Origin of the sequence: Waltera acetigignens (assembly GCF_025567015.1) — a bacterium.
Lineage (GTDB): Bacteria > Bacillota > Clostridia > Lachnospirales > Lachnospiraceae > Acetatifactor > Acetatifactor acetigignens.
The window spans coordinates 14,734-38,102 of record NZ_JAOQJO010000008.1 but is presented as its reverse complement, the minus strand read 5'-3'; the positions used below and the strand labels follow the sequence as shown (position 1 = coordinate 38,102).

General features: G+C 42.1%; 29 protein-coding genes, 3 tRNA genes and 4 pseudogenes. All 36 read left to right on the top strand.

Annotated elements, in window-relative coordinates:
• The 36 genes and pseudogenes from OCV96_RS08945 to OCV96_RS08775 all read left to right on the top strand — a co-directional run bounded on the left by OCV96_RS08945 (nt 1) and on the right by OCV96_RS08775 (nt 23,156).
• A complete protein-coding gene (locus tag OCV96_RS08945; protein WP_005330844.1) occupies nt 1-741 on the top strand; it encodes a lantibiotic immunity ABC transporter MutG family permease subunit in 741 nt (246 codons plus the stop codon).
• Nucleotides 742-755: 14 nt separating this feature from the next.
• Nucleotides 756-1,418 carry a response regulator transcription factor gene (locus tag OCV96_RS08940; RefSeq protein ID WP_262594325.1) on the top strand — a complete coding sequence of 221 codons (663 nt, stop codon included), beginning with the start codon at nt 756-758 and terminating at the stop codon, nt 1,416-1,418.
• Nucleotides 1,406-2,782, top strand: coding sequence for a sensor histidine kinase (locus OCV96_RS08935; RefSeq protein WP_262594324.1), 1,377 nt, complete (start codon nt 1,406-1,408; stop codon nt 2,780-2,782). Before OCV96_RS08940 ends, OCV96_RS08935 begins: the two co-directional genes overlap by 13 nt.
• Nucleotides 2,783-2,817: 35 nt before the next feature.
• Nucleotides 2,818-3,081: pseudogene (locus OCV96_RS19615) on the top strand (VirD4-like conjugal transfer protein, CD1115 family); the annotation flags it as partial.
• A 232-nt stretch (nt 3,082-3,313) separates the two neighbouring features.
• Complete coding sequence (locus OCV96_RS08925; protein WP_262594322.1) at nt 3,314-3,913, top strand: type IV toxin-antitoxin system AbiEi family antitoxin domain-containing protein; 600 nt, start codon at nt 3,314-3,316, stop codon at nt 3,911-3,913.
• A complete protein-coding gene (locus OCV96_RS08920) occupies nt 3,910-4,767 on the top strand; it encodes a nucleotidyl transferase AbiEii/AbiGii toxin family protein (RefSeq protein ID WP_262594321.1) in 858 nt (285 codons plus the stop codon). The genes OCV96_RS08925 and OCV96_RS08920 overlap by 4 nt, the downstream gene beginning before the upstream one ends.
• A gap of 14 nt (nt 4,768-4,781) precedes the next feature.
• Nucleotides 4,782-4,997: pseudogene (locus OCV96_RS08915) on the top strand (arsenate reductase family protein); the annotation flags it as partial.
• A gap of 6 nt (nt 4,998-5,003) precedes the next feature.
• On the top strand, nt 5,004-5,426 hold the full coding sequence (locus OCV96_RS08910) for a hypothetical protein (RefSeq protein WP_262594320.1): 423 nt from the start codon (nt 5,004-5,006) through the stop codon (nt 5,424-5,426).
• A 213-nt stretch (nt 5,427-5,639) separates the two neighbouring features.
• Nucleotides 5,640-5,846, top strand: a complete 207-nt coding sequence (locus OCV96_RS08905; protein ID WP_262594319.1) for a hypothetical protein — start codon at nt 5,640-5,642, stop codon at nt 5,844-5,846.
• Nucleotides 5,847-5,861: 15 nt separating this feature from the next.
• Nucleotides 5,862-6,377, top strand: a complete 516-nt coding sequence (locus OCV96_RS08900; protein WP_262594318.1) for a hypothetical protein — start codon at nt 5,862-5,864, stop codon at nt 6,375-6,377.
• A gap of 6 nt (nt 6,378-6,383) precedes the next feature.
• Complete coding sequence (locus tag OCV96_RS19710; RefSeq protein WP_425609808.1) at nt 6,384-6,608, top strand: Imm70 family immunity protein; 225 nt, start codon at nt 6,384-6,386, stop codon at nt 6,606-6,608.
• A 91-nt stretch (nt 6,609-6,699) separates the two neighbouring features.
• Nucleotides 6,700-7,446, top strand: coding sequence for a hypothetical protein (locus OCV96_RS08895; protein ID WP_262594317.1), 747 nt, complete (start codon nt 6,700-6,702; stop codon nt 7,444-7,446).
• Nucleotides 7,447-7,449: 3 nt separating this feature from the next.
• The gene (locus OCV96_RS08890) at nt 7,450-8,166 is read left to right on the top strand and encodes a hypothetical protein (RefSeq protein WP_262594316.1); all 717 of its coding nucleotides are present in this window, start codon (nt 7,450-7,452) and stop codon (nt 8,164-8,166) included.
• Between the two features lie 39 nt (nt 8,167-8,205).
• Complete coding sequence (locus OCV96_RS08885) at nt 8,206-8,961, top strand: hypothetical protein (RefSeq protein ID WP_262594315.1); 756 nt, start codon at nt 8,206-8,208, stop codon at nt 8,959-8,961.
• 103 nt (nt 8,962-9,064) lie between these two features.
• Complete coding sequence (locus OCV96_RS08880) at nt 9,065-9,484, top strand: hypothetical protein (RefSeq protein WP_262594314.1); 420 nt, start codon at nt 9,065-9,067, stop codon at nt 9,482-9,484.
• Between the two features lie 41 nt (nt 9,485-9,525).
• Nucleotides 9,526-9,999: pseudogene (gene metG, locus OCV96_RS08875) on the top strand (methionine--tRNA ligase subunit beta); the annotation flags it as partial.
• A 205-nt stretch (nt 10,000-10,204) separates the two neighbouring features.
• Complete coding sequence (locus OCV96_RS08870) at nt 10,205-10,984, top strand: hypothetical protein (protein WP_262594312.1); 780 nt, start codon at nt 10,205-10,207, stop codon at nt 10,982-10,984.
• A 60-nt stretch (nt 10,985-11,044) separates the two neighbouring features.
• Nucleotides 11,045-11,251, top strand: a pseudogene (locus OCV96_RS08865) (hypothetical protein); the annotation flags it as partial.
• 35 nt (nt 11,252-11,286) lie between these two features.
• A complete protein-coding gene (locus OCV96_RS08860) occupies nt 11,287-11,559 on the top strand; it encodes a hypothetical protein (RefSeq protein ID WP_262594311.1) in 273 nt (90 codons plus the stop codon).
• A gap of 235 nt (nt 11,560-11,794) precedes the next feature.
• Nucleotides 11,795-11,947 carry a hypothetical protein gene (locus OCV96_RS08855; protein ID WP_262594309.1) on the top strand — a complete coding sequence of 51 codons (153 nt, stop codon included), beginning with the start codon at nt 11,795-11,797 and terminating at the stop codon, nt 11,945-11,947.
• A 210-nt stretch (nt 11,948-12,157) separates the two neighbouring features.
• Nucleotides 12,158-13,372, top strand: coding sequence for an RtcB family protein (locus OCV96_RS08850; protein ID WP_262594308.1), 1,215 nt, complete (start codon nt 12,158-12,160; stop codon nt 13,370-13,372).
• A gap of 49 nt (nt 13,373-13,421) precedes the next feature.
• Nucleotides 13,422-13,676 (top strand): helix-turn-helix domain-containing protein, encoded by a 255-nt coding sequence (locus OCV96_RS08845; RefSeq protein ID WP_262594306.1) that lies wholly within the window; start codon nt 13,422-13,424, stop codon nt 13,674-13,676.
• A gap of 46 nt (nt 13,677-13,722) precedes the next feature.
• Nucleotides 13,723-13,846 (top strand) — tRNA-OTHER (locus tag OCV96_RS08840).
• A 4-nt stretch (nt 13,847-13,850) separates the two neighbouring features.
• Nucleotides 13,851-13,923, top strand: a tRNA-Glu gene (locus OCV96_RS08835).
• 5 nt (nt 13,924-13,928) lie between these two features.
• Nucleotides 13,929-14,010 (top strand) — tRNA-Tyr (locus tag OCV96_RS08830).
• 88 nt (nt 14,011-14,098) lie between these two features.
• Nucleotides 14,099-14,887, top strand: coding sequence for an ATP-grasp domain-containing protein (locus tag OCV96_RS08825; protein ID WP_118537494.1), 789 nt, complete (start codon nt 14,099-14,101; stop codon nt 14,885-14,887).
• A 526-nt stretch (nt 14,888-15,413) separates the two neighbouring features.
• Entirely contained in the window at nt 15,414-15,752 is a 339-nt protein-coding gene (locus tag OCV96_RS08820; protein ID WP_118668528.1) for a helix-turn-helix domain-containing protein, read from the top strand.
• 46 nt (nt 15,753-15,798) lie between these two features.
• On the top strand, nt 15,799-16,314 hold the full coding sequence (locus OCV96_RS08815) for a hypothetical protein (RefSeq protein WP_262594305.1): 516 nt from the start codon (nt 15,799-15,801) through the stop codon (nt 16,312-16,314).
• Nucleotides 16,315-16,568: 254 nt separating this feature from the next.
• Nucleotides 16,569-16,889: a hypothetical protein gene (locus OCV96_RS08810; RefSeq protein WP_182439119.1), complete on the top strand. Its 321-nt coding sequence runs from the start codon at nt 16,569-16,571 to the stop codon at nt 16,887-16,889.
• The gene (locus OCV96_RS08805) at nt 16,886-17,128 is read left to right on the top strand and encodes a hypothetical protein (RefSeq protein WP_118668530.1); all 243 of its coding nucleotides are present in this window, start codon (nt 16,886-16,888) and stop codon (nt 17,126-17,128) included. Before OCV96_RS08810 ends, OCV96_RS08805 begins: the two co-directional genes overlap by 4 nt.
• A gap of 96 nt (nt 17,129-17,224) precedes the next feature.
• Nucleotides 17,225-18,436, top strand: coding sequence for an ATP-binding protein (locus tag OCV96_RS08800; protein WP_262594304.1), 1,212 nt, complete (start codon nt 17,225-17,227; stop codon nt 18,434-18,436).
• A gap of 89 nt (nt 18,437-18,525) precedes the next feature.
• Nucleotides 18,526-19,683 (top strand): leucine-rich repeat domain-containing protein, encoded by a 1,158-nt coding sequence (locus OCV96_RS08795; protein WP_262594302.1) that lies wholly within the window; start codon nt 18,526-18,528, stop codon nt 19,681-19,683.
• Nucleotides 19,673-21,439, top strand: coding sequence for a radical SAM/SPASM domain-containing protein (locus OCV96_RS08790; RefSeq protein WP_262594301.1), 1,767 nt, complete (start codon nt 19,673-19,675; stop codon nt 21,437-21,439). The genes OCV96_RS08795 and OCV96_RS08790 overlap by 11 nt, the downstream gene beginning before the upstream one ends.
• Nucleotides 21,429-21,797, top strand: a complete 369-nt coding sequence (locus tag OCV96_RS08785; protein WP_118537487.1) for a hypothetical protein — start codon at nt 21,429-21,431, stop codon at nt 21,795-21,797. Before OCV96_RS08790 ends, OCV96_RS08785 begins: the two co-directional genes overlap by 11 nt.
• Nucleotides 21,798-21,809: 12 nt before the next feature.
• Nucleotides 21,810-22,811 carry a hypothetical protein gene (locus tag OCV96_RS08780; RefSeq protein ID WP_262594300.1) on the top strand — a complete coding sequence of 334 codons (1,002 nt, stop codon included), beginning with the start codon at nt 21,810-21,812 and terminating at the stop codon, nt 22,809-22,811.
• Between the two features lie 45 nt (nt 22,812-22,856).
• Nucleotides 22,857-23,156 (top strand): cyclic-phosphate processing receiver domain-containing protein, encoded by a 300-nt coding sequence (locus tag OCV96_RS08775; RefSeq protein ID WP_262594298.1) that lies wholly within the window; start codon nt 22,857-22,859, stop codon nt 23,154-23,156.
• The last annotated feature ends 213 nt before the right edge of the window (nt 23,157-23,369 follow it).

Sequence of the window (23,369 nt, the reverse complement as noted above, 5' to 3'; positions counted from 1 at the left end):
ATGATTGGAAGATCTCTTAATGCAGACTTGCGAAAGATGAAAGGAACATCTGTGATTCTGGCACACTTACTGATTCCGATTATAACCAGCGTTATATTTTTAATATATTACTTTTTTTCACCATGGAATGAAAATATGAAAGTGATTGCATTTTATCAGGCAATAGGAGCAGGACTTCCGGTACTTATTGGAATTTTTACAGCAAGTGTGATGGAACAGGAACAAAATGCAGGTGATTTTCAAAATCTGTTGTCTTTACCGGATAAACCTGCAGCATTTTTATCGAAACTGTTGATGCTACTGGTTTTGTGTCTGTGCTCTATCCTATTGACAGCAATCATATTCGGAATTGGATTTGGAAGAATCGCATCAAGCGATATCGAAATCATGAAAGGATGTATATTTGCAGCATTGCTGCTGTGGGGAAGCAGTGTTCCACTTTATCTGTGGCAGCTGATTCTGGCTTTTCAGTTTGGAAAAGGGGTATCCATTGGAGCAGGGATTATATCAGGACTAATTAGTGCATTGATGCTTACCGGACTTGGAGATTATGTGTGGAAATATGTATTTGTCTGCTGGACGGGTAGAGTACCATATACTTATCTGCAATCTGTATTGGGAGAAACTAGTGTAGGTGAATGGTTGTCATTCATACCAGGTTGCTTAATATTTACAGGGATAAGTATGGTATACTATTTTTGGTGGGTAAACCACTGGGAAGGAAACAGAATATCGGAATAGAATCGAGGGAAACTATGGCAAAAATACTGGCAGTTGATGATGAACCGGCAATTTTGGAAATGATAGAAAGCATTTTGAATAAGGATGGACATCTGGTTACCAAAGTAAGTAATCCACTAAAAATTCATATGGAAGAATTACATCGTTATGACCTGATTTTACTGGACATTATGATGCCTGGAATTGATGGCTTCGAATTATGCAAAAGAATTAGGATACTTGTGGATTGTCCGATTTTGTTTCTTACGGCAAAAACGGAGGAAAACAGTCTGGTAAACGGACTTTCTTTAGGAGCAGATGATTATATTTCAAAGCCATTTGGAGTGATGGAACTTCGGGCAAGGATCAATGCACATCTTAGAAGAGAGCACAGGGAACATTCTGTCCGGATGGTTTTGGGGAGAGTCTGCATTCAGATGTCTCAAAAGAAACTGTTGATGGATGATAAGGAACTTCCGTTTACGAAAGCAGAGTACGAAATCTGTGAATTTCTGGCTAAAAACGGAGGACAGGTTTTCTCGAAGGAACAGATATTGGAAGCGGTCTTTGGCTTTGACAATGAGAGTAATGACAGTACTATAATCACGCATATCAAAAATATAAGAGCAAAATTTGCGGATTATGATTATATGCCGATAAAAACAGTCTGGGGGATTGGATATAAATGGGAAGAGTAAAGAGAAGCAATGCACTCAGCAGGATTTTTATGAGATATGTACTGGTCATGCTTGGATCATTAGTTGGTTTGGTGATTGTTGCTTATCTGCTGCTGTGCCTTTTGATTAGTGTTGGCTGTATTTATCCGGCAAATTATGCAGAGCAAAAGATTAATGAAGCATATGATACGATTCTACGTGCAGATAAAGTGACTGCTGAGATGATTCCCGCACTTTGTGATTATGTAATCTTTTCAGAGAATGGAGAGAAAATAGGTGGAGATCTGTCAGAACAATACGAACAGATAGCATGGAATGTTGCAAAGTACGGAAACGCATCCGGGAAATATTTTTATAAAGTAATTGTAAGGGAAAATGAATATGTTGTATTGCAATATCGCCTGATACCTCAATATCATTCAGCTTTTTTGAGGGAGCATTTTATAGGACCACAGAATGTGATGAGTATTATGTCAGTGATTGGAGCGGTAGCGATTATCATCATTCCGTCCATACGTTTTGGAAAAAGAATCAAAAAGCAGATGCAGCCTGTATTAGACGCAATCAGACAAATAAAGGATCAAAATCTGGAATATGAGACATCCTGTTCCGGTATCAAAGAGTTTGATGACTGTTTATCGGCAATCGATGATATGCGAGATGCATTGCGAGAATCTTTAGAAAAGCAGTGGAAAACAGAGCAGGAAAAGAAACAACAGATGTCTGCTTTGGCGCATGATATTAAAACACCTCTTACGATTGTACGGGGAAATGCAGAACTACTTTCAGAGACTGAACTGACCACAGAACAGAAGAATAATATCACTTATGTTTTGAACGGCACAACACAGATACAAAGTTATGTAAAACAGTTGATAGATGTCACAAAATCATGGAATTGCAGTGATGTTACCTATACAACGGTGAGGTTAGAAGATTTTTTCGCAGATATAAAGGAACAGGCACTCGGACTGGTAGAAATCTATCACCAGAAAATAGATTGGAAGGCGGAACAAAGTGATAAAAAGGTAACGATTGCTTATGATCCAATGTTCCGAGCCGTAATGAATGTGATTCAGAATGCAGTGGAGCATACAAAAGAAAATGGAATCATTTATATTGACGCAAAGGAGCAGGATGACCGGCTGACATTCATTGTGGAGGATAGCGGATCAGGATTTACAAAAGAAGCATTATTGCATGGCACAGAGCAGTTTTTTATGGATGACACAAGTAGAAATGGCGAAGCCCATTATGGGATGGGATTATTTTTTGCAAAAACTGTGGCTGAAAAATATGGTGGAGGTATTAAACTTTCAAATTCTGAAAATACAGGTGGGGCGAGGGTAGAAATATTTTTCCTGAGTAGTCAGGAAACAAGCTAAATAGACCGCAATTAAGCTATGTAAAAGAAATTTTACATAAGGGCGAGAATGTGTATATAGATTCTCTTACCTATGAGCAGTTTATGATGCTTGGTGATGCGGAATTAAGCAGAAGATTCTTCATGCAGGATGAAGCAGAGCAGAAAGCAAAGATTGACAGGGAGCAGGCAAATGAGCTTGAGTATGTTGATGAATCACAGAAGTCAGATGCTTCAGAAAGTGCTAACGCTTCTAGTGGAAGTGCAGGTGCTAAGCCTGTAAGGAATCCTGAGAGGGAAAAGCCTAAATGGGAGGATACAGCAGGATATTTGATGGATGGAGATGAGATGGGATTTGATGCTGATGTGATGCTGCTTGCTATGATGCTGCAGGAGATGAAGAATGAGGATGTGAGAAAAGTGACGATTGAGCAGGTGAAGGTGCTGGCGAGGTTAAATAAAGAGGCATAGGTCAAAAAATAAAAAAGAGTTTACTTTCTCGCTTTTAAGTCATATAATTAAAGCGTAGAGGTAAAGTGAAGAGGTGAATAGAATGACTAAAAAGGAAAAAATTGAAAATTTCATTGAAAAATATAACGGTTATCTTATTACCTCATTGGTGTGTAATGAAGATATTTCTAAGACCTATGTTGCACAATATATTAAGGAACACGGCATGGAGAAGGTCTCAAGAGGTTTATATATAATGGATGATGTGTGGCCGGATGAGTTGTTCATTTTGCAACAAAGAAATGGTGCGATTATTTATTCCGGAGAAACAGCACTATATTTGCACGGTTTGACAGATAGGGAGTATTCATCTGTGTGTGTTACTGTGCCACAGGGATATAATGCGAGCCATCTTAAGGATAATGATTTTGATGTTTCGGTGAAATATGCGGCACCGGATTTATACAAAATAGGAATTTGTGAGATTGCATCCAGCAGTGGAAATTTGGTTAAGGTTTACGATAAGGAGCGTTGCATTTGCGATTTGATAATGAATCGTAATAAGTATGAAGTACAAGTATTTCAAACGGCTATCAAGGAATATATGTCATCGAAGGACAAAAAGCTATCGCAGTTGATTGTATATGCGGATATGATGGGAATTCGAGATGAAGTGATGAAGTACGTGGAGGTGTTAGTGTGATTAGTTCATCAAGACAATTAAAAGATAAGGTGAGAAATATTTCGGATGGGAACAGTAAAAAAGCGACTACGCTAATTCGAAATTTTATGATGGAAAGATTTCTGGAAAGAGTATCTATATCGTCATATCGAGATAATTTCATTCTTAAGGGTGGAATGCTGGTAGCGTCAATTGTTGGTGTGGATATGCGAGCTACGATGGATATTGATACAACAGTAAAAGCATTACCATTAAATGAGGCTGATGTACAGAGGATAATTGAAGAAATTTGTAACATCCCGCTGGAAGATAATGTTAGCTTTCAAATTAAAAGTACGAGAACTATTATGGAAGAGTTTGATTACCCAGGTATTCGTGTAATGCTGGAGGCTACGTTGGACAGGATGCGTCAACCAATTAAAATCGATATTTCTACAGATGATGTGATCACACCAAAGGCTGTAGAGTACGACTATAAATTAATGTTTGAGGATAGAACCATTTCTGTTCTTACATATAACAAGGAAACTCTGCTAGCAGAGAAGATGCAGACAATCATAAATAGAGGTATTGCTAATACAAGATTGAGAGATTTCTATGATGTCTATAGTATTATGAATTTCTATGGGGAGCAGATAGAGAAGCAGGTTTTATACGATGCATTTTCTACCACCTGTGAAAAGCGGAAAACTATTTTTAGCAAGGATGATATTGAAGCTACATTGCATTTGATATCTGACGATTTGCGCATGGCAGAGCTTTGGGGGCAGTTTCAGAAAAACAATTTTTATGTAGGGGACCTAGAGTGGAAAAATGTGATTGACTATGTAGAGAATACGATGAAGAAGTATTTGTTGGGTAATAAACCAAGATAATAGGTTAATATCGTTTCACCTCTGTTGCCCAGGCCAACGGTGGCATCGATGCCATGCTAGATCCAAACTGCAAGGATCAGGATACTCTTGCCCTGATCCGGTATATCGCAGAAGAGGATAAGCTTGAGAAGATTCTGGAGAATCCGCAGGTAATCAAGACACCTGTTGTCAGAAACGGAAAGCAGTCCACACTCGGCTACCAGCCGGATGTGTGGAAGAAATGGGAGTAGGGATTATTGGTAACAATGTTAGAGCAACAGTTTAGAATAAAATACAGTGAAATAATGGAGAACTTTCAATGCATTGAATATGATTTAAAAAGAATCTATTCAGCCATGTCAGCGGATGACTTTGATGAAAATATGGATATGTTGGAGTTCTCAAATATGGGCAGAACTTTGCGAGATCTAGAAGAGATGGATAATAGTGATGGAAATCCATATCTTTCAGAAGCAGATTACGACACCCTAGACGCAATAAGAGAATTAAGAAACTATTGGGCGCATCAGTGTTATTTGGACTGGATGTACTGTCAGGATAGCTGGGAGAAAAATGCCAAACTTCAAAAAGTATATAACAGATTAGTTAATGAATCCAACAGAGTCGCCAAGTTACAGAGTAAGATTCAACGCTTCTATCTGGATACGTTTTGTGATTAAAAAAACATTTAAATAAACACTTCAGAAATGGTGCTCCTGTGCGGGCTTTGAGCTGGCATTTTTAACGGACAGAATTAGATGTAATGTTATAGTTAAGAAGGTTAGTTAAGAAGGCAGAATTTGCACCCATATGCGGGACGGGCTGGGCCACTGAGGTGAACTTACAAAGTGAGGCTACGTTGTACATATAATTTTCATTTAGGGGATGAGAAAATGAGAACAAGGATTATTCGCAAGATGATAGGTGCTTCTTTGCTTGCAGTTACTTTATTGACTGCCTCTTTTGCGATGCATGAAGTCGCTTATGCAAAGGAAACATCGGTGAATATTAGCGGAAAGCAATATGAGCTTGCGGAGAAAAGCAAATATGATTATGACGATGGAACTACACCCACAATTATTTCATCTTCCGGAAGTTAGTTTGGACTGTTTGGAATGAGCGGAGACTTAAAGGTATTGTCTGAAACTAATGGGTTTTCCTCATATGAGGTCTCTAGCGGTCTGGTGACATTTTCATATTTCCCAAATGGAACGGTCATAGGCGCGTCCGACACAGATTGGCACTTGATTGAGGACAGCGCGAGTGAAGTAAATGGAGAAAAAATAGATCAAAAGATACGGAATGGAGTAGTAATACTTCAAACATCAATTGATGGAACGAATTGGATTACTGAGTTGGTAAAGGGCAATATAGCCGGTTCTGAAACTGATTACAGCGAGAATTTCTATGAAACAGCTGAAATCCAGTTGGTTAATGGCTGCTACTATAGAGTAATCGTTGCCTATGAAGTTGAACGTAACTCGATGATAAGCAATACTTGTTTGTTAAAGTCGGCAATAGTGAGAAAAAGAAATTTGTCGAAGTATACGAGTTTTATCTTAAAGATACATCCGAGGCAACTATTGCAGCTGGAGCCCATCCCAATACAAAGAAAGTTGTTGGGGACATGACGAAGGTTGTTAATACAGGAAAGGGATGCACTTGCTCAGGTCTCGCCAGATAAGGCAGTGTATGATATTGATAACCCTAAATTGCTTGCACCATGGAAAGATAACCTGAGCCCGGTTGTTACGTCTTGCGCGAATATGTTTACTACTGCTGATGGTCAAGATTTGCTGTTCGAGATTGTAAGTATTCTCTGCTATACCCAGGTGACTAAGACAAACATAGTGTCTGAATAAATAATGAGGATGGTTAGCTGTAACGAATATCAAACATATATAAATGTATAAAAACATAGACCTGAGGGGGCTATGAAAGGAGACTTTTACTATGGTTAAGGCTACAAAGAAACTGATTATTGTTTGCGATGAAAAAACTGAGCAATATGCAAATTATCTTAGACAACTGATCAGTACGAATGATGATAAAGACGGAGAGGTTGTTGGAATCGCAGATGGTACGGTTGAAGCAGCCGTCTGGCTAGAAAAGGAGTATTTGGCTAATAAAGCTCAGATCTCTTCAAATGAGCATATTTTATTTATAGGTGATAACAAGACCAGTAAATCGGAATCTTCGAGTATGGTTGTGAAGTTTGAGAAATATGGAATGCAGTACGGATGGCTTGGGAAGAGAGCAATGATGAAGGTCGATAATGAAATGCTTGAGCCTGAATCATACGATGAGTTTATTGAGTATGCCCTCGGTTATCAGTCGGATTTTGAAAAGATAGCAATGAAACGTGCAAAAACGAAGGCTATTGAAAAAACAGATGAGCCAGAGGTTGTTGATGTGCAGACCGCTGAAGAGGTTACTGTAGAAGTAAAAGACGAGAATGGTAAGAAGGCTCCGAAAGCGTTGGCGCAGGTTGGGGCATTTGCTGCCGGAGTTGGTGTTGCTGCAGCAGCTGGTTTTGGCATGGCCGCCGCATTGGTTCCTGTAGCTGGTGCATCGGCAGCTATGGGTATTACCAAAGGACTCAACAAGATTCAGGTCCATAAAAAAGTTAAGGATCAGCAGTACAGAGCCCTTTCAGTGATCCTGTATATTGAAGGATTGCAAGAATTCCTGGAGGGCTAATCTATGGATGGCTTTAGGGAAGGATTCGAGTTTTTCGCAGAACATGCTTCTGACTTTGCAGGCATGGATCTTGGAAGCGGATATGTAGATAGTGTAAACGGCGAAATCAGTGAATTCATTGAAAGCGTCGCACATTTTAAGGGAATGCAAAGCAGCGTAGACACTCTTAAAGGGGATTTGGCTGAGTTCTGGCATGCAGGAACCTTTAACATAGACGCTGCGGTAAAAGGATCCGGTAATCGTGTTCAAGTAGACCGCAGTCATGATTTCGGTTCTGTGGATGTCAGCGGTAAGAATATCGAGCTTGATGCTGGTCTGAAATACTACAAAAATGGCGTAGAAAGCGCAAAACAGCAGGCTAAGAGCGTGTTTGAAGCGTATAAGAAATATCAGTCAGGTGGCGGAAAAGAAACGCTCGAAGAGTATCTGAAAAACAGAAACTATCAGGATGATTCTGTGTTAAATGATGCAGTTTACTCCGGACAGATACGGGTCATCCCTGCAGATCAGCTTACAGAAGCAACTAAGTGGCTTGAGCGTAAAATAGCTGAAGAGGGATCAAAACGTCCCGAACAGGTTGAGAGATACAGGGAAACCTTAAAACTGCTTAAAGATAGAATTTCGGACAATCATGGGAATGAATCAATTCCTCTTTCAGAGGAAGATGCAAAGAAACTTGCTCAGCTTGCAAAGGAAGGTAAAATCAACCCGGAGGAATGAGGGCTTACGACAGAAGAACTTATCAAGGCTGAGTATATATTGAAACAGGCGCTAAAAGCAGGTCTTAATGCAGCAACAATTTCTATTGTTCTTAGGACAGCTCCGGAAATCATTAATGCAATTAAGTATCTGATTGAGAACGGTGAGGTTGACGAAGAACAGTTTAAGAAGATTGGGTTTGCGGCTTTAAAAGGTGGCTCGGAAGGCTTTGTACGAGGAACCGTCTCAGCCGCAATTACCACTGCATGTAAATCGGGTGTACTTGGAGCGGCACTTAAGAGTGTGGATCCGACCGTTATAGGGGCCGTGACGGTACTTGTAATGGATACTGTCAAGAATTCCTATAAAGTGGCAACCGGTAAGATGACTCGCTATGAGATGTCAAATGAGCTGATGAGAACCATGTTCACGACTACTTGTTCCCTTGCGCTTGGCGCTACGTCACAGGCGTTTATAGAGGTACCGGTTGTGGGATATATGATAGGAAGCTTTGTCGGCTCACTAGTTGGTTCATTTACTTACTCTGTAGCCTACAAGCCAGCCATCTCATTCTGCGTTGATACTGGATTTACCTTGTTCGGACTTGTTAATCAGGATTATGTTTTACCCGAAGATGTAATCAGGGAAATTGGAATCGATGTATTCGATTATGAGCAACTTGAATATGATAAGTTCAAGCCCGAAGGATTCCAGTTTAGCACATTTACTCCAGATAAATTTGAACCTGAAAAGATTGATATGACATTCCTCAGAAGAGGTGTTATAGGTATAAATGAGATAGGTTTTATAGAATAGAGGTGTTTTGCCTGATATGGATGTGTTGGCGACTGAAAAGAGATACACGAGGTAATTCTGCTAGATCTATCATAATCAGGATACAATGAATAGGAACTAATAAATGGAACAGAAAGCACTAAAATGCATGGAAATAAACCAAACGCTATTATATAAGCAGCTTCCAGCGCATATGATTGTGACAAATTTCATAGCAGGAGAAGATGATTGCAATTATGAAATCTATATTCGTGAATTTATAAATGAATCATCATATTTTTTGGCTTTATCAAATGGTCAGAGGTATGAAGCTCCTCAAAGTGAATCAAATAAGGAACCAGATGCCATTAGTGATAGGTATAAACTGGATTTTAAGCTGATGCTTGCCACAAGTAGAATGGAAGCTAATAGCATTCTGAGTGGTAGTATAACAAAATATGGAGAGGGAAAAGAAGATGAGAAGGATCATTTACTGGCTCCAGCGAAAGAAACGGATAAAGGAGAAACGCTGCGGACAGTGTTGTTTGACGTGTCAGTTTTATAGGGAGTGCAGTGGGTGCAATTAACTGTAAAAAAGAAATCGAACTTAACATCCCGACGATAAAGTCATTAGACTCTGACAAGAAGGCTTCCAAGACTTCCGAAGCAGCTCCTGCAGCTGCAGCAAAAGCTGTTGAGAAGATTAATTTCTCCAATGTAAAGATCGAGCCGATCTTTGAAGAAATGGTTGATTTCGATACATTTGCAAAATCTGATTTCCGTGCAGTTAAGATTTTAGCTTGTGAAGCAGTACCGAAGTCAAAGAAGCTTCTGAAGTTCACATTGGATGACGGAGAGCGTAAAGACCGCGTGATCTTAAGCGGTATTCACGAGTATTACGAGCCGGAAGAACTTGTTGGTAAGACCGCAATCGCTATCGTGAACCTGTCACCGAGAAAGATGATGGGAATTGATTCCGAGGGTATGCTGATCTCAGCAGTACATGAAGAAGACGGTCACGAAGGACTGAACCTTCTGATGGTAAATGACAGAATCCCGGCAGGTGCAAAACTGTACTAAAAACGTGATGTACCTTATTGGTGGAAATTTGTAAAATTACAAAAATACGCCAATTTTACGCCAAACGATGCAGAAAATGAGCAGATTTGATGCTTATGGAAGTGACGATATGATATAATCACCTCACTGGTAGAAATACTGGTGAGGTTTTTTATTAAATGCGCAATAAAAGGTGCTACTTTGTAATCAGAAAAGAAGGTGTAATATGAGAGAACAATTGTTACTGTTGATAAGAATATCGAAGCCTGAATATAATAAATGTTTATATGATGAATATAAGTTGTATATGAACCCGCAAATGTCATTTAATAAAGTAGGGTTAACAGATGGACAATATGATAAATATGAAGGAGCGATTACAGATATACCTTGTAAGATTTTATATTCTACAGATGAGAAAAAAACATGGCATTTATTAGGAGATACATCATTGATACATAAAAATAATAATGCATATATTTATTGTATGTATGGTCTCAAATATGATGAGAAACATTATGATGCGAAAAATAATAAGTATTATTATGTGATTCCGTGGAAATATATAGAACCTTTATGGCAAGGTGAAGATACTGAATTAATGGTTATAAAGAATACACGTATTTTTATAGAAAAATTTGAAAAAGCTGTTGAGAAGTTAAAACTCTCATATGCTTATGGCAAGGTTCATTATGATTTAGATGAGAAATTGTCAGATATAGAATATTATGATTTGGCAATGAAAGATTGCTTTGAATCTGTATTTCACAAGGTGAAAGAAGGATACGAAATACAAAATGAAGTTAGATTTGCTGTAATAAATCCAGATAAACCAGAGCATATGGAACTGATGTTAGAAAAAGACTTAAAACTGAAATTTACATTAATTCCATTGAGGTATGGGAAGGATATATTAATTGAATTGTCGGATTTAGAATTTGATGATAAATTAAATTTACCAATAAGATTTTCGTCAGAAATAAAATATTACGAATCTGAAAGATAATGAAAGTAAAATTCAAAGGAGGTTGAAATACATCTTTTTTGGTGGAAGGAAGGTGGTCTTTTGTATCCAGTGAGTGAGGCGTTCCTGCAGGCGGTGCAGGAGAACACAAGAAGATATCATTGGACTGGAAGGATTACAACGAAGAAAAGTGGTGTGTATGAGTTTGGTGCCGATGACATTGTAAAGGGCAGTGGCTATATTTCAAGTCGGAGTTGCGGCAATACAGAGATTGAACTTGGCATGGTGTATTCCTCTGAAAGTGGAATCTGACTCAGTATGATGTGGCGGGTGAGACTTCGGATGTGGTGAAGTATTACCGTGTAAGGAAGAGCTGGGATGATGCAAAATTTCAGCTTGGGGCTTATACGATTCTTGCCAATGCAAAGGCGATGGCTGATAAGAATCCTGGATATGAGGTTTATGACTGGAATGGAAAGCAGGTTTATCCTGATGTGGCGGAAGGTGCTGCAGGTGGGATGACTAATGCGGATTGTCCGTTCTTGGTTAAGGTGAGCATTCCAGATTTTAATATCAGGAAAGGTGCTGGATGGATTTCGCTCGACTACTACCAGTGAGTATAATTGAATAGGTTTTGGTCGAAAAGTGCCCGTGGATATCAGTAATTTGCCTTGATATCTGCGGGCTTATTTTGTTATAAGTCAGAAAATACTGACTCTTAGGCTGATTGCACTATGATGCGTCAAAGTTATACCACAAGTATAATGACAAACTAATGTTGCTGTGGTATTATGTCGATAACAAAGAAAGAAAAGCGGATCCGAAGCGATGGGTCTGGGAAAGGAAAAAAGAATGTTCACAGCTATTCGATCAAGTTATTTATATCTGGAAAGTTTGAAAAATGCAGCACTCGATTATGAAAAAGAGTGGGGCTTTAGCTTTGTGTATTCAGATAAGAATAAGCTTGAAGGGAATACTTTGGTGACGGATGTAGGCCTGTCGTAGGGACAGGAGAGGACAACCGGATACATAGATCTTGAACCGCTTATCTTGTGTGGATGCACATGGTAGGCGGTATTTTTTTGGCAGATATAAGCCTGATTGGTAAGGCGGTGGTCTTGAAAACCACCAGTAGTCGGGTGACCGGTGTTTCAGTTCGAGTCCTTCGCGGAGCACTGTCCAATGTAAATATCACAGAAATGAGGTAAGAGAAGCATGGATTTAATTGAAATCAAAGGAAAAATAAATACAGCCATCTGCTATGCAAGAGTAGTAGAGGATGAAGCGATAGAACAAATCAGACGTATGTGTGATTATCCGATGACGGAAGGATCAAGAATAAGAATCATGCCTGATGTTCATTCCGGTAAAGGCTGCACTATTGGAACCACAATGACAATTACTGATAAGGCTGTTCCAAATGTAGTGGGTGTTGATATCGGATGCGGTATGTATACCGTGAACTTAGGCAAGGTTGATATTGATTTTGTAAAGGTTGATGAGGTTGCACATTTTATTCCATCGGGAATGAACGTGTGGGAAGGTCGCCAGGAGAGATTTGATTTGACAGAACTTGCTTGCTACAGAGAACTGAAGGACACAAAGAGATTAGAGCGTTCACTTGGAACCCTTGGTGGTGGTAACCACTTTATAGAGATAGATGAAGCGGGTGATGGAACCAAATATCTTGTGATTCATTCAGGCTCACGTAATCTGGGTAAGCAGGTTGCAGAGCTTTATCAGAAGTTGGCGATTAACTTGGACAGAGGCTATGGGGACTATCTTGAGAAGCGTGATGAGATTATCAGAACCTATAAGGAGCAGGGACGTAGAAGTGAGATTCAGGATGCGTTAAAACAGCTTCACTGGCAGGTATATGAGTCTGAGACAAGTATGCCTGAAGATCTGTGCTACTTATCAGGAAAATATCTTGAGGACTACCTTCACGATGTTGAAATCTGCCAGGCTTTTGCAAGACGAAGCAGAGAGAAGATGGCAGAAATCATTTTGGAGAGAACCGGAATGACTGGAGGCGAGGCCTTCCATACAATTCATAATTATATTGATACAGATGAAATGATTTTGAGAAAGGGCGCAATAGCAGCCCATAGTGGAGAGAAAGTGCTGATTCCAATAAATATGAGAGATGGAAGTGTGCTTGCTGTTGGAAAAGGAAATCCCGAGTGGAATTATTCTGCACCTCACGGAGCAGGACGACTTATGTCCAGAACAAAGGCGAAAGCAAATCTTAGCATGGACGAATACCGAGAGACAATGAAGGGTATTTATACCACTTCGATTAATGAAAATACATTGGACGAGGCACCGATGGCATACAAGAGTCTGGAGGACATCATTGATGTGATCCGAGAGTCTGTAGATGTAATCGATGTGATGAAACCTATATACAATTATAAGGCTTCTGATTAAGGTGGAGGGCATTCTTCCTTCACCTGCAGAAGCAGAAACGGAGGAAGAAATGTTTACTATGCCTACCATCGATATGGTAGCTACCGGAAGGAATATCATGAGACTGAGAGAGGCAACAGGTCTGACTGTAAGAGACCTGCAGGATATCTTTGGATTTGCGACTCCTCAGGCTATCTACAAGTGGCAGCACGGAACTGCCATGCCTACAATCGATAATCTGGTTGTACTGGCAGCAGTGCTGGATGTTCCGATGGATGAGATTATCATAATCGATATAAATAGAACAAAGCAGATTAGCGCATGAAAAGTGAATAAGCAGGGCTGAGTTGAAATATATTTAGCCCGTATATGCTCGTATAGTTCAATGGATAGAATGATCGGCTACGGTTCAAATCGTCCGGGGGACGATTGCCCTGAACGGACCGAAGCGGAGCGTAGAACCGATTGATTCAGGTTCGAATCCTGATATGAGCATTATGGTCCCCTAGTCTAAAGGTTAGGACATAGCCCTTTCAAGGCTAAAATGCTCGGTTCAAGTCCGGTGGGGATCACTTATGGGTAGGTCGCATAGTGGCAATTGCAGCGGACTGTAAATCCGCCGACTTCGGTCTACGCCAGTTCGAGTCTGGCCCTGCCCACTTATGTTTGCGTGTCCGAGTTGGCTTAAGGTGCCACTGGCACATAGCGCTCTTCCGCAAACGCTATTATATTTAACAGGTGATTATTATGGGAAAGGTATATTTAAAAACAAAATATGACAATGAAATGAAAATGGAGATACCTCACAATCATAATTTCGCTTCAGCTATGTTTGGTTTCAGAGAGATGGCTGCGGAAATAGTTCCTTACCATTTGATAGATGATATCTATGATGATTTTAAGCGTGAAGATATTGCCTTGGATTATATTGATCAGTGCAATGTACTGTTTAACAAGTTTGGGGTGACACCGCATATTCCTGATTATCCAGATGTGCTTAAGCCATTTCTGGGAAGGAAAATATGGAAAGATACAATCAACAGTATTTCAAGAGATGAGAACAAGTGGTCGGCGGGATATTTTGTGAAACCAGCAGTAAGAAGCAAGGCTTTTACCGGCAAGACAATTTCCAGTATAAAAGATCTTATGGGCTGCGGTAATCATGCTGAAGATTATGAGGTATTGGTAAGCGAATCATTAGATATCGCTGCAGAATGGCGTTGCTTTATTACATATGATGAGATAATTGATGTGCGCCCATATGGCATGATAATTGATAAGTCAAGGAAGGGTTATTTATATCATTATGACGCGCAGGTGCTTAATTCTATGATGGAAAGTTTTGTTTCTTGGGAAGATAGGCCTATGGCTTGCAGTATGGATATCTGTGTAACTAAAGATGGCAGGACATTACTCGTAGAGTTCAACGATGCGTATTCCCTGGGGGCATATGGATTGGCAGATATATATTATGCTAAGCTGATTTCTGCAAGATGGAGCCAGTTGTTAGGTGTTAAGGATGAGTATCATTTTTAAGATAAAAGATGAATACGATAGCAATTAAACTATTGGTTAAATGCAAGTATGAGGAGATTCTGTTAAGCTTAATCTTTAGAAGGAAAACTATAAACCCGTCCGCACTGAAAGAAGTGGAAGTCTGCGAGTTGCTGTAAATGACCCGGCAGGACGTTAAAGTAAGGCTGCGATCTATTAATCTCATAGAGTAGAGCAGGTTGGTGAGATTATATTGCCATAGGGAATATGATTAAGCGTTAGTAACCATAAAGAGCTCACGGCAGCGATATCCGGGAAACAAGATGGACTCCACTAATCCCCTCTATACATAAATTGCGAATCCTGATTATTACGAGCCTATGGCGTGTAAAAAATCTGCAGCAATGAGAACTTGCAAGGTACTGTAACAGGGAGTGAGTATAGGGAAGCTCGCACAGACATTTTAAACTAAAAGTTTAATGCATTTTGTGAATACATCCGATATAATGTAAGTCTACAAATAGAGATTGTGATTCGGGATGGAAGAAAATTGCGGAGGTACAAAGAGATGGAACCAATGTATTTGGCAATCCAGCAAAAGGAGACAGGGAAGCAAATTAAGAAACTGCTCATGGAAAATGGTTATACTGTGAAAGATGTGCAGAATGCTATGGGATTTGAGAATCCGCAGGCAATCTACAAATGGATTTCCGGTAGATCATTGCCGAGCTTAGACAATTTTGTAATCTTAAGCAGATTACTGCATACCAGTATTGAAGATATCCTCGTCGTTGACGGGGATGTTGTTCGTTTATGGGGAATTATTCATGACCATAGAAAACCTGACTGCGGATTTTCTATGGTATTAAACCGTTGGTACAATGACAAAGCATCTGTCATGCATTAAGCTAATATCAGAACAAAAAACAAAAGAAAATGGAGGTCGTAAGGAAATGCAGACAATGACATCAGCATATGCAAATAAAATGCTTAAGAGCCTGGAAGAAGATAAGGCCTTCTGGGTAAACAAAGAGGCAACATCCAGTACCTATGTTGCAGCTATCAATGAGGAACCTGTCGTACCAGAATATGATTATACGGAGGTTGCAGCTACTATTACATCTCTTGATGAGAAAATTGCAATTATCAAGCATGCGCTTAATGTAACCAATTCTAATGAAAAGGTTCAGGTGGGCGATGCAGAAATGAGCATTGATACAATTCTTATAAAGATGGCTCAGCTGAACAAGAGAAAATCAGTGCTTGATCAGATGCGTAAGCAGCTACCAAAAGCCAGAGAGGAGCAGCGCTCTTATATGTCCAGAAATACGGTTCCAGAATATAGGTATATTAACTATGACCTGGAGCTGATTAAGAAGGAGTATGAGGCTGTATCCAAGACCATTATGGAAATGCAGATGGCTCTTGATAAGTACAATCAAACAGTACAGTTTGAAGTAGACATCTAAGGATTTTTCCGTACAAGGCTTTATGAGATTGATGGTGATCCCAGAAGTTTTTGTTCATGGTAAGGGTATGTCTGTTATGGGTTATGTGTTATCGGTTTATGTTCATTGTAGGTTTTAAAATCTGATGCAAGATTTCTTAACAGCGGCCTTGTAGAAAACCTGCAGGAAACTGCGTGTGGAGGTTCGGTTATAAGCACAGGCTGTGGGAGGTCTTCGGATCTTCTGCAGCTATCTTTATGTTGGAGATGATGAGAATGAAGAATTATTGGAAAATGAGTGATTTTTCGTTATTTGCGGTTCCTTATGCTTATGTAGATCATAGTTCTTATCTGGCGGATCAATTGTTTGTGCAGAATAAGATAACTATGAAATTTAAGGGAGAGATGGTCAAGGATGGTTCGGCGTACTGCATTGTATTCTGTAAGGTGCTAAAGAGGGACGTCGCAAGATTTGAGGAAGCTCTAGAACGACTTAAAGATAAAATGCTCTTACTGGGACATAAAGATTATCCTGCCGCCTGTGGTGAAATTGCAAAGATGATTGAAGAAGACACGAAAGCGAGGATGAGAAAATGAAGCAATATGTAACGCTTGATAAAAGAAGTAAGAAAGCGCAGAGGGAATATTATGCTAAGCAGCGAACAACATGGGGAGAACTGAATCCGGTCACAAGATCAGTTCCGAGTGGAAAGACTTACAACAGAAAAAAGGAAAAGCAGAGAATCGGTGTTGAATTCAGAAATGGATTTGATGCCGATTTTTTGCGAAGTTTAGTTTTGCTTATACATTTTAGGACTAGCGAAAGGAGCGAATAATCATGAAGAGATATAAGTTTTGCGGTTTGTAATCGCAAAACAAATTGCCTTTTGGAACGAATTGCGATATACTATCTACAAACGGAGGTGGTCACGATGATTTACAGACCTTTGTATGTAGAGAAGATCATGGCTTATGTGGATACGCCATTTGTAAAAATCCTTACGGGAGTACGTCGTTGCGGAAAGTCAACGATCCTGAAAATGATTATGGAGAGATTGGAAACGCAGCATAACATTCCGAAGGAGCGCATTGTCAGTTGCCGCTATGACTCAATGGAATATGAGGATATGACGGCAAAGCAGATGTACGCACAGCTTAAAGAGCGTCTTTCGCCCGATGGAAAAACTTACCTGTTTCTCGATGAGGTTCAGGAAATCAAGGGCTGGGAAAAGGTCGTCAATTCGCTGGCATCTGACTTTGATGTTGACCTGTATGTGACAGGTTCCAACTCTCACATGATGTCCTCTGAGATTTCAACCTATCTGACGGGACGATATGTATCTTTCCGCATCTTCACTTTGTCCTTTGACGAGTACCTGATGTTCAAAAGCCAATATACCGAGGTTGGAGAGCCGAAGACGGAGCTTGCTGACTATGTACGCTTGGGCGGTTTCCCGGCAACGCATTTGCAGGAGTTTTCTCAGGACGAGGTCTACACTATCGTGCGTGATATTTACAACTCTACGATCTTCTCGGATATTGTTAAGCGCAATCAGGTGCGGAAGATCGACCAGTTGGAACGAGTGGTCAAGTACACCTTCAACAATGTGGGCAATACCTTCTCGGCAAAGTCCTTTTCGGATTACCTGAAAGCGGAACACCGAGCGTTGGACAATGAAACAGTTTATAGTTACTTGGAGAAGCTGGAGAAGGCGTACCTGCTCCATCGATGCTCCCGCTTTGATTTACAGGGCAAGGAGATCCTGAAAACACAGGAGAAATTCTATCTTGCCGATACCGCCCTGCGGTACAGCGTTCTCGGCTATAACGCTGACAGCGTGGCATCCAGTTTAGAGAATGTCGTGTACTTGGAGCTTTGCCGCAGAGGGTATACCGTCAATGTCGGCAAATCCGGCAGCAGCGAGATCGACTTTGTGGCAGTACGGCAAAATGAAAAGCTCTATGTGCAGGTGACGCAGGAGCTTCATTCTCTGAAAACAGAAAAACGGGAATACGACCGGTTGTTGGAAATCCGCGACAACTACCCCAAATATGTTCTCACAACAGATGAATTTTCAGGAGGAAACTACGAGGGCATCAAGACGATGCATATAGCGGACTTCCTGTTAAGTCCTGAATACTAAACGACAGAATCGCGAAATGGAAGAGTATCGTAGTCTTTTGGAGACTAAAAAGATGCTATGCACAGTAGAAAAGAAGGGAAAATAACGGTATGGGAATGACTTTATCTATGGAGGAAAAGGTACAGACAGCAGCTGAGACAGTGATCAATGCATCGGCAGCTGACGAAACGGTAACAGGCGGGACCACACCTCCAGAGCCACTTTCTGAGAAAAGGATAGTGCATGCAGAGGATTTTGATCCGCTGTTTGCCATGTCCGAGGAGGATTGTGTCGAAGGGTTTATAAAACGTGAAATGCAGCGTGCCGGGATCACGGAAGAACAGAATCTGATCCCGGAGGATATGCTGCGCAGAAAAAATATACTGAATGCCATTTTGGCGGTTCTGTTATTCGTATACATATCTTTGTTTTTCTTTCATTTTCCGATGAAAACCTATGTGATCGGACTCCTGATCCTGGTGGTATATGCATTTTTGACCAGCCGTTATCAGCTGATAAAATATTTGAAAAAGGAGATCAGATCCAGATCCCAGGAGAAAATCTCGAATATTGTCATGAATGTGAAGGCATCCATGGTGCCGGATTACAGCAAAAAGCTGAAATGGGCTCTCATGGCGGTGGCTGTGGCAGGCTCGCTGCTATTGTTCAGTAAGCCCAGGATCTTCTATGAGCAGGCAGATGAAGGATACTATGTGCGGTTTTATGTCTATGGTCTGACGAATATGACTACAGCGACCATCCCCGATACCTATCAGGGGGAGAAAGTAGTGGGCCTGCGCGGCAACACCTTTTCCAATATGCCCTTTTTAACAGAAGTAACGCTGCCGGACAGCATTACGGAGATCCGTGGACAGGCATTTAAAAACTGCAGAAGTCTGGAACGTGTCACATTGCCGAAGAATCTGACGTATCTGGGCGGGGAAGCTTTTTACCGTTGCAGCAGCCTGGAGGAGGTAAATCTTCCGGCGGGACTGACGGAGATCCGTGGCAACACCTTTGAAGAATGCAGCAGCCTGCTGCGCATAGAGATCCCGGATAACGTGACCAGGATCGGCGGACACGCGTTTTATGGAAATATCAGTCTGGAAGAGGTGGTGATCTCCCCGGACAGCAAGTTGCAGCAGATCGGGTCTTCCGCTTTCCGGTGCTGTGATTCTCTGCGGGAGATCACACTGCCCCGGGGCGTATCTGTCAATGAACGTGCTTTCAAGGAGACACCTGTAAGGATCGATTACTATGAATACTAAATTTATTCATTTGTTATATGTGCCGACCATGGCATGTAATATGCAGTGCCGGTACTGTTATCTGGAGGACCACACTGTAGATACCCTGCGGGGCGGAGATTGCCTGGAGACCCTGCAATATGCCATCGCGAAATTCCGTGAAGCGGATGTGGTGCCCTTTAATATTTCCCTGCACGGCGGCGAGGTGACCACTTTACCGGAGCAGGAATTCCACGACCTGATCCAATATATCAGCAGATACTATCAGGACATGCGTGAACTCATCACGGATGCCGGCTTCAGGGTGGGGCATCCTCACATCAAGACGAATCTGTACGGACTGGACAGACATATCGAGACCATCCGGGAGTTCAACGTGTCCATATCGGGCAGCCTGGATCTGCCTCTTTCCCTGCATGAAAAATACAGGGTGACCAAGGGCGGAAAGGGCACCCTGGAACGGATACTGGATAATATCCGACTGCTGGAGGAGATCCCTGACAAGAAAAAAGTATCTGCCACGATCTTTCGGGAGCATTTCGAACAGCTGGATCAGATCATCGAGGATATCAGATTCCTGGACCGGAATACGTGCCTGGACATGAATGATTTTAATTTCATGATCGGGTTTGACTACAATTCCTGTGGCCTGCTGCATCACATGAGTGAAGAGGAACAGCTGATTTTCTACCGGCGGATGCATGAGGCTTTTGACGGGACCAATCTGGATGCCGGGGTCAACGGTGCATGGTTCGATGAGTTCGGACCGGAATACTGCACCAACTGCGATAATTGCGGAGAGAAATTTTTCCTATTGGAGCGTAACGGAGACATCTATTCCTGTGTCAGAGGTCAGAAGAACGAAGATTTTTACTACGGTAATATCTACCGTGACACGGTGGACACCATTTTGAAAACCGCTGCACGGAAGATCTTCCAAAACCATAACAGACAACCGTTTCCCGAGGAATGTGCGAGGTGCGCTTACCTGTATCTGTGCAAAACGGGCTGTCCTTTTGTGAAAAACGTATATAGATCCGGCAAAAGCTACACCTGCCTGCTGCAACAGCAGATGTACCGGGACCGCGGCTATGCCCCGGATGCTTCTGCTGACGAGACGACATATGAATATGTGACGAAGATGCGCCTCGAGGAGCCGGAAAAGTATCTGCCTGCCAAGACATCCGCAGAATATCCTGCACTGGAACAGATCATTGCACAAGATGCGAAGCTGAAATATATCTATGACAGCGGTGTGTTCGAACTGGACGTGGATGGAGACAGATATCCGCTGATCTCCCAGATTCTTAGGAAGTCCAGGGAGATCCTATATCTGACACCCATCAGTACGGTAAAGCTGCGTATGAAAAAGCATATGCTGCAGGAAGAATGCGATTATCCGGAGAACAACGCATTGTACCTGATGCTGTTGTCCGGAGATCTCGTGACTTACGGGGATGAAGGGAGAACAAAGCAGCGGCACATTGCCACGCATCAGATTTATAAAGGGGTGCTGGACCATTCCGGGGACAACGAAGAAGAATGGTATGTATATGATATTTCCGGGCTCCTGCGCGAATATGCAAAGGAATATGCCACGGGCAGCCCGAACAATCTGTTGTGCACCACCACGGAGCTGAGAGACTGCCATTACCGGAAGCAGGAAAATAATGCCTATTACCATATACAGGCCATCAATCTCCCCTTTCAGAACATTGAATTTTACTATCTGACACTGGATCAAAAAAATGACAAGGAGGCTTTCCATGAATTTTGAACCGCAGACCTATGAAGAACTGATCCGCATGAAGCGTTGCGTGGAACTGACGAAATATTATGAGGTGACAGAGGAGGAGCTTTGGGAAATCTATCATTTCCTGGAGCAGGAGCCGGAGGCTTTCATCAAGGGAGGCAGACAGAATCTGTCCCTCATCATCGGGCAGAATACTGCAACAACCCAGAAGGTGATCATGGCGAACTGCACCGACAGTAGCATTGATGGAATCCTGCTGTCACGGACAGAATTCAAAGTGTTCCCCCATTACACACCATCCTCAGGCTCCGGCAGCAGCGGTGGTTCCTCTTCCAACAACAATAATAACAATAACAACAATAATAACAACAATAACAGATAGGACACGAAAGCAATGGCATTCATATCCGAAACACTTCAAATGCGCAGGCTTACAGAAAGCGGCGTCAATATCAAGACTACCTACATCGTCGATGGCACCCTGAGGTACCGGTCCACAGACGGAACCTGTCAGGATGATGTGCACAGTGGTATCCGCTGCCGCAAAGAGTATTTCCGGCAGGGGAAATTGCTCCATACAGAGAAAATCTTCGATTCCCGCATGGAGTATACCTATGTATCCGGAATGGATGAAGAGGCACAGCATACCTGTGAAAACTGCGGCTTTACCGGCAAAGTAAAGGAATTTGTGAACGGCTGTCCCTGCTGTGATGCGGCCTCTAACATTGACTACGCAGACAAGGAGCTGGGCAGCAAGCACCATTATGACCTGGTATTGCAAAGCCCGGTCTACCGGATCGTCACGGGAGTGGTAGACTACATCATATCGTTCCTGCTATGCAGCCTGTGGATCATAAATACCTCCAGGACCTTCAATGGCTATGATGTGGGCAAGATTTTCATCTACAGCACAATCCTGGCTATGATCCTCTATTACTTTTTCTATCTGTGCGATGCGTATGCGGTACTGGGGCCAGTCAGACGCTACAAAGAAAAACAGAACCGTCGGCAGCAGGAATTCTGGACCGGCACCGGCATCGACAAAAAGCGGTTCTATAATAACCTGAACTACGAAGCCGGCAGACGCTACTATTCCCGGCCGAATGTCATTGATTACGACATTATGGACTACACCGGTCTGCAGGAGCATGTGGAGAACGGCATATTGTGCGTGGATGTGGAGTTACAGGTCAGACTGGTGTATCTGCGAGGTGGCCGGATCACATCCGCATATCAGAAGGATACCTTCTCCCTCAGCCACAACGACAGAGTCATGACCCTGGACAGCGGGATCCACGTGATCAAATGCCCCAAATGCGATGCCAATATTGATGTGACCAAAGGCGTGTGTGAATATTGCGGGACCGAGATCGACAGCCTGCAGGAATGGAAGTGAAAAATTACAAAATGTTGATGGAGATATACCGAGGAGGAAGAAAGAATGAAAATATGGTTAGATGATCTCCGCCCGGCACCCTGGGGATATGAGAGCGCCAGATCCGTGAATGAAGCCAAGACACTGATCAGGGAGGCGGAGAGAAACGGCATCGAGATCGAGGTGCTGGATCTCGACCATGACCTGGGAGATTTTGCAAGTCAGGGCGGCGATGCCATCAAACTACTGGACTGGCTGGCGGAGCGGGAGACCTTTTACCCTGTGGAGATCCATACCGCGAATCCAGTGGGCAGAGCGAATATGGAGAGCGTGCTGGCGAGGTACTGGGGAGAGGAGTACTGGTAAGGATATCAACCGTGTGGGCGCGGATTCCAGCCACTCCTGGATAACCGGCTTAAACGGATCCAGCTTGGATGGCTGTGCCTGAACAACCGGCGGTGCCGGACTTTTTTGAGGAAAATCCCTTGCTGATTTCAGGAAATTCTGACGCTTTTTTCTGGTAATTTTAGTGTATCATAAACACCCAGTGCTGGTAACAGCCCCTTATAGGGGCAGAAA

Coding starts and splice junctions, on each gene's coding strand:
- OCV96_RS08945 (WP_005330844.1), top strand. CDS start 1: ATGATTGGAAGATCTCTTAATGCAGACTTGCGAAAGATGAAAGGAACA.
- OCV96_RS08940 (WP_262594325.1), top strand. CDS start 756: ATGGCAAAAATACTGGCAGTTGATGATGAACCGGCAATTTTGGAAATG.
- OCV96_RS08935 (WP_262594324.1), top strand. CDS start 1,406: ATGGGAAGAGTAAAGAGAAGCAATGCACTCAGCAGGATTTTTATGAGA.
- OCV96_RS08925 (WP_262594322.1), top strand. CDS start 3,314: ATGACTAAAAAGGAAAAAATTGAAAATTTCATTGAAAAATATAACGGT.
- OCV96_RS08905 (WP_262594319.1), top strand. CDS start 5,640: ATGAGAACAAGGATTATTCGCAAGATGATAGGTGCTTCTTTGCTTGCA.
- OCV96_RS08900 (WP_262594318.1), top strand. CDS start 5,862: ATGAGCGGAGACTTAAAGGTATTGTCTGAAACTAATGGGTTTTCCTCA.
- OCV96_RS08895 (WP_262594317.1), top strand. CDS start 6,700: ATGGTTAAGGCTACAAAGAAACTGATTATTGTTTGCGATGAAAAAACT.
- OCV96_RS08890 (WP_262594316.1), top strand. CDS start 7,450: ATGGATGGCTTTAGGGAAGGATTCGAGTTTTTCGCAGAACATGCTTCT.
- OCV96_RS08880 (WP_262594314.1), top strand. CDS start 9,065: ATGGAACAGAAAGCACTAAAATGCATGGAAATAAACCAAACGCTATTA.
- OCV96_RS08870 (WP_262594312.1), top strand. CDS start 10,205: ATGAGAGAACAATTGTTACTGTTGATAAGAATATCGAAGCCTGAATAT.
- OCV96_RS08855 (WP_262594309.1), top strand. CDS start 11,795: ATGTTCACAGCTATTCGATCAAGTTATTTATATCTGGAAAGTTTGAAA.
- OCV96_RS08850 (WP_262594308.1), top strand. CDS start 12,158: ATGGATTTAATTGAAATCAAAGGAAAAATAAATACAGCCATCTGCTAT.
- OCV96_RS08845 (WP_262594306.1), top strand. CDS start 13,422: ATGTTTACTATGCCTACCATCGATATGGTAGCTACCGGAAGGAATATC.
- OCV96_RS08825 (WP_118537494.1), top strand. CDS start 14,099: ATGGGAAAGGTATATTTAAAAACAAAATATGACAATGAAATGAAAATG.
- OCV96_RS08820 (WP_118668528.1), top strand. CDS start 15,414: ATGGAACCAATGTATTTGGCAATCCAGCAAAAGGAGACAGGGAAGCAA.
- OCV96_RS08815 (WP_262594305.1), top strand. CDS start 15,799: ATGCAGACAATGACATCAGCATATGCAAATAAAATGCTTAAGAGCCTG.
- OCV96_RS08810 (WP_182439119.1), top strand. CDS start 16,569: ATGAAGAATTATTGGAAAATGAGTGATTTTTCGTTATTTGCGGTTCCT.
- OCV96_RS08805 (WP_118668530.1), top strand. CDS start 16,886: ATGAAGCAATATGTAACGCTTGATAAAAGAAGTAAGAAAGCGCAGAGG.
- OCV96_RS08800 (WP_262594304.1), top strand. CDS start 17,225: ATGATTTACAGACCTTTGTATGTAGAGAAGATCATGGCTTATGTGGAT.
- OCV96_RS08795 (WP_262594302.1), top strand. CDS start 18,526: ATGGGAATGACTTTATCTATGGAGGAAAAGGTACAGACAGCAGCTGAG.
- OCV96_RS08790 (WP_262594301.1), top strand. CDS start 19,673: ATGAATACTAAATTTATTCATTTGTTATATGTGCCGACCATGGCATGT.
- OCV96_RS08785 (WP_118537487.1), top strand. CDS start 21,429: ATGAATTTTGAACCGCAGACCTATGAAGAACTGATCCGCATGAAGCGT.
- OCV96_RS08780 (WP_262594300.1), top strand. CDS start 21,810: ATGGCATTCATATCCGAAACACTTCAAATGCGCAGGCTTACAGAAAGC.
- OCV96_RS08775 (WP_262594298.1), top strand. CDS start 22,857: ATGAAAATATGGTTAGATGATCTCCGCCCGGCACCCTGGGGATATGAG.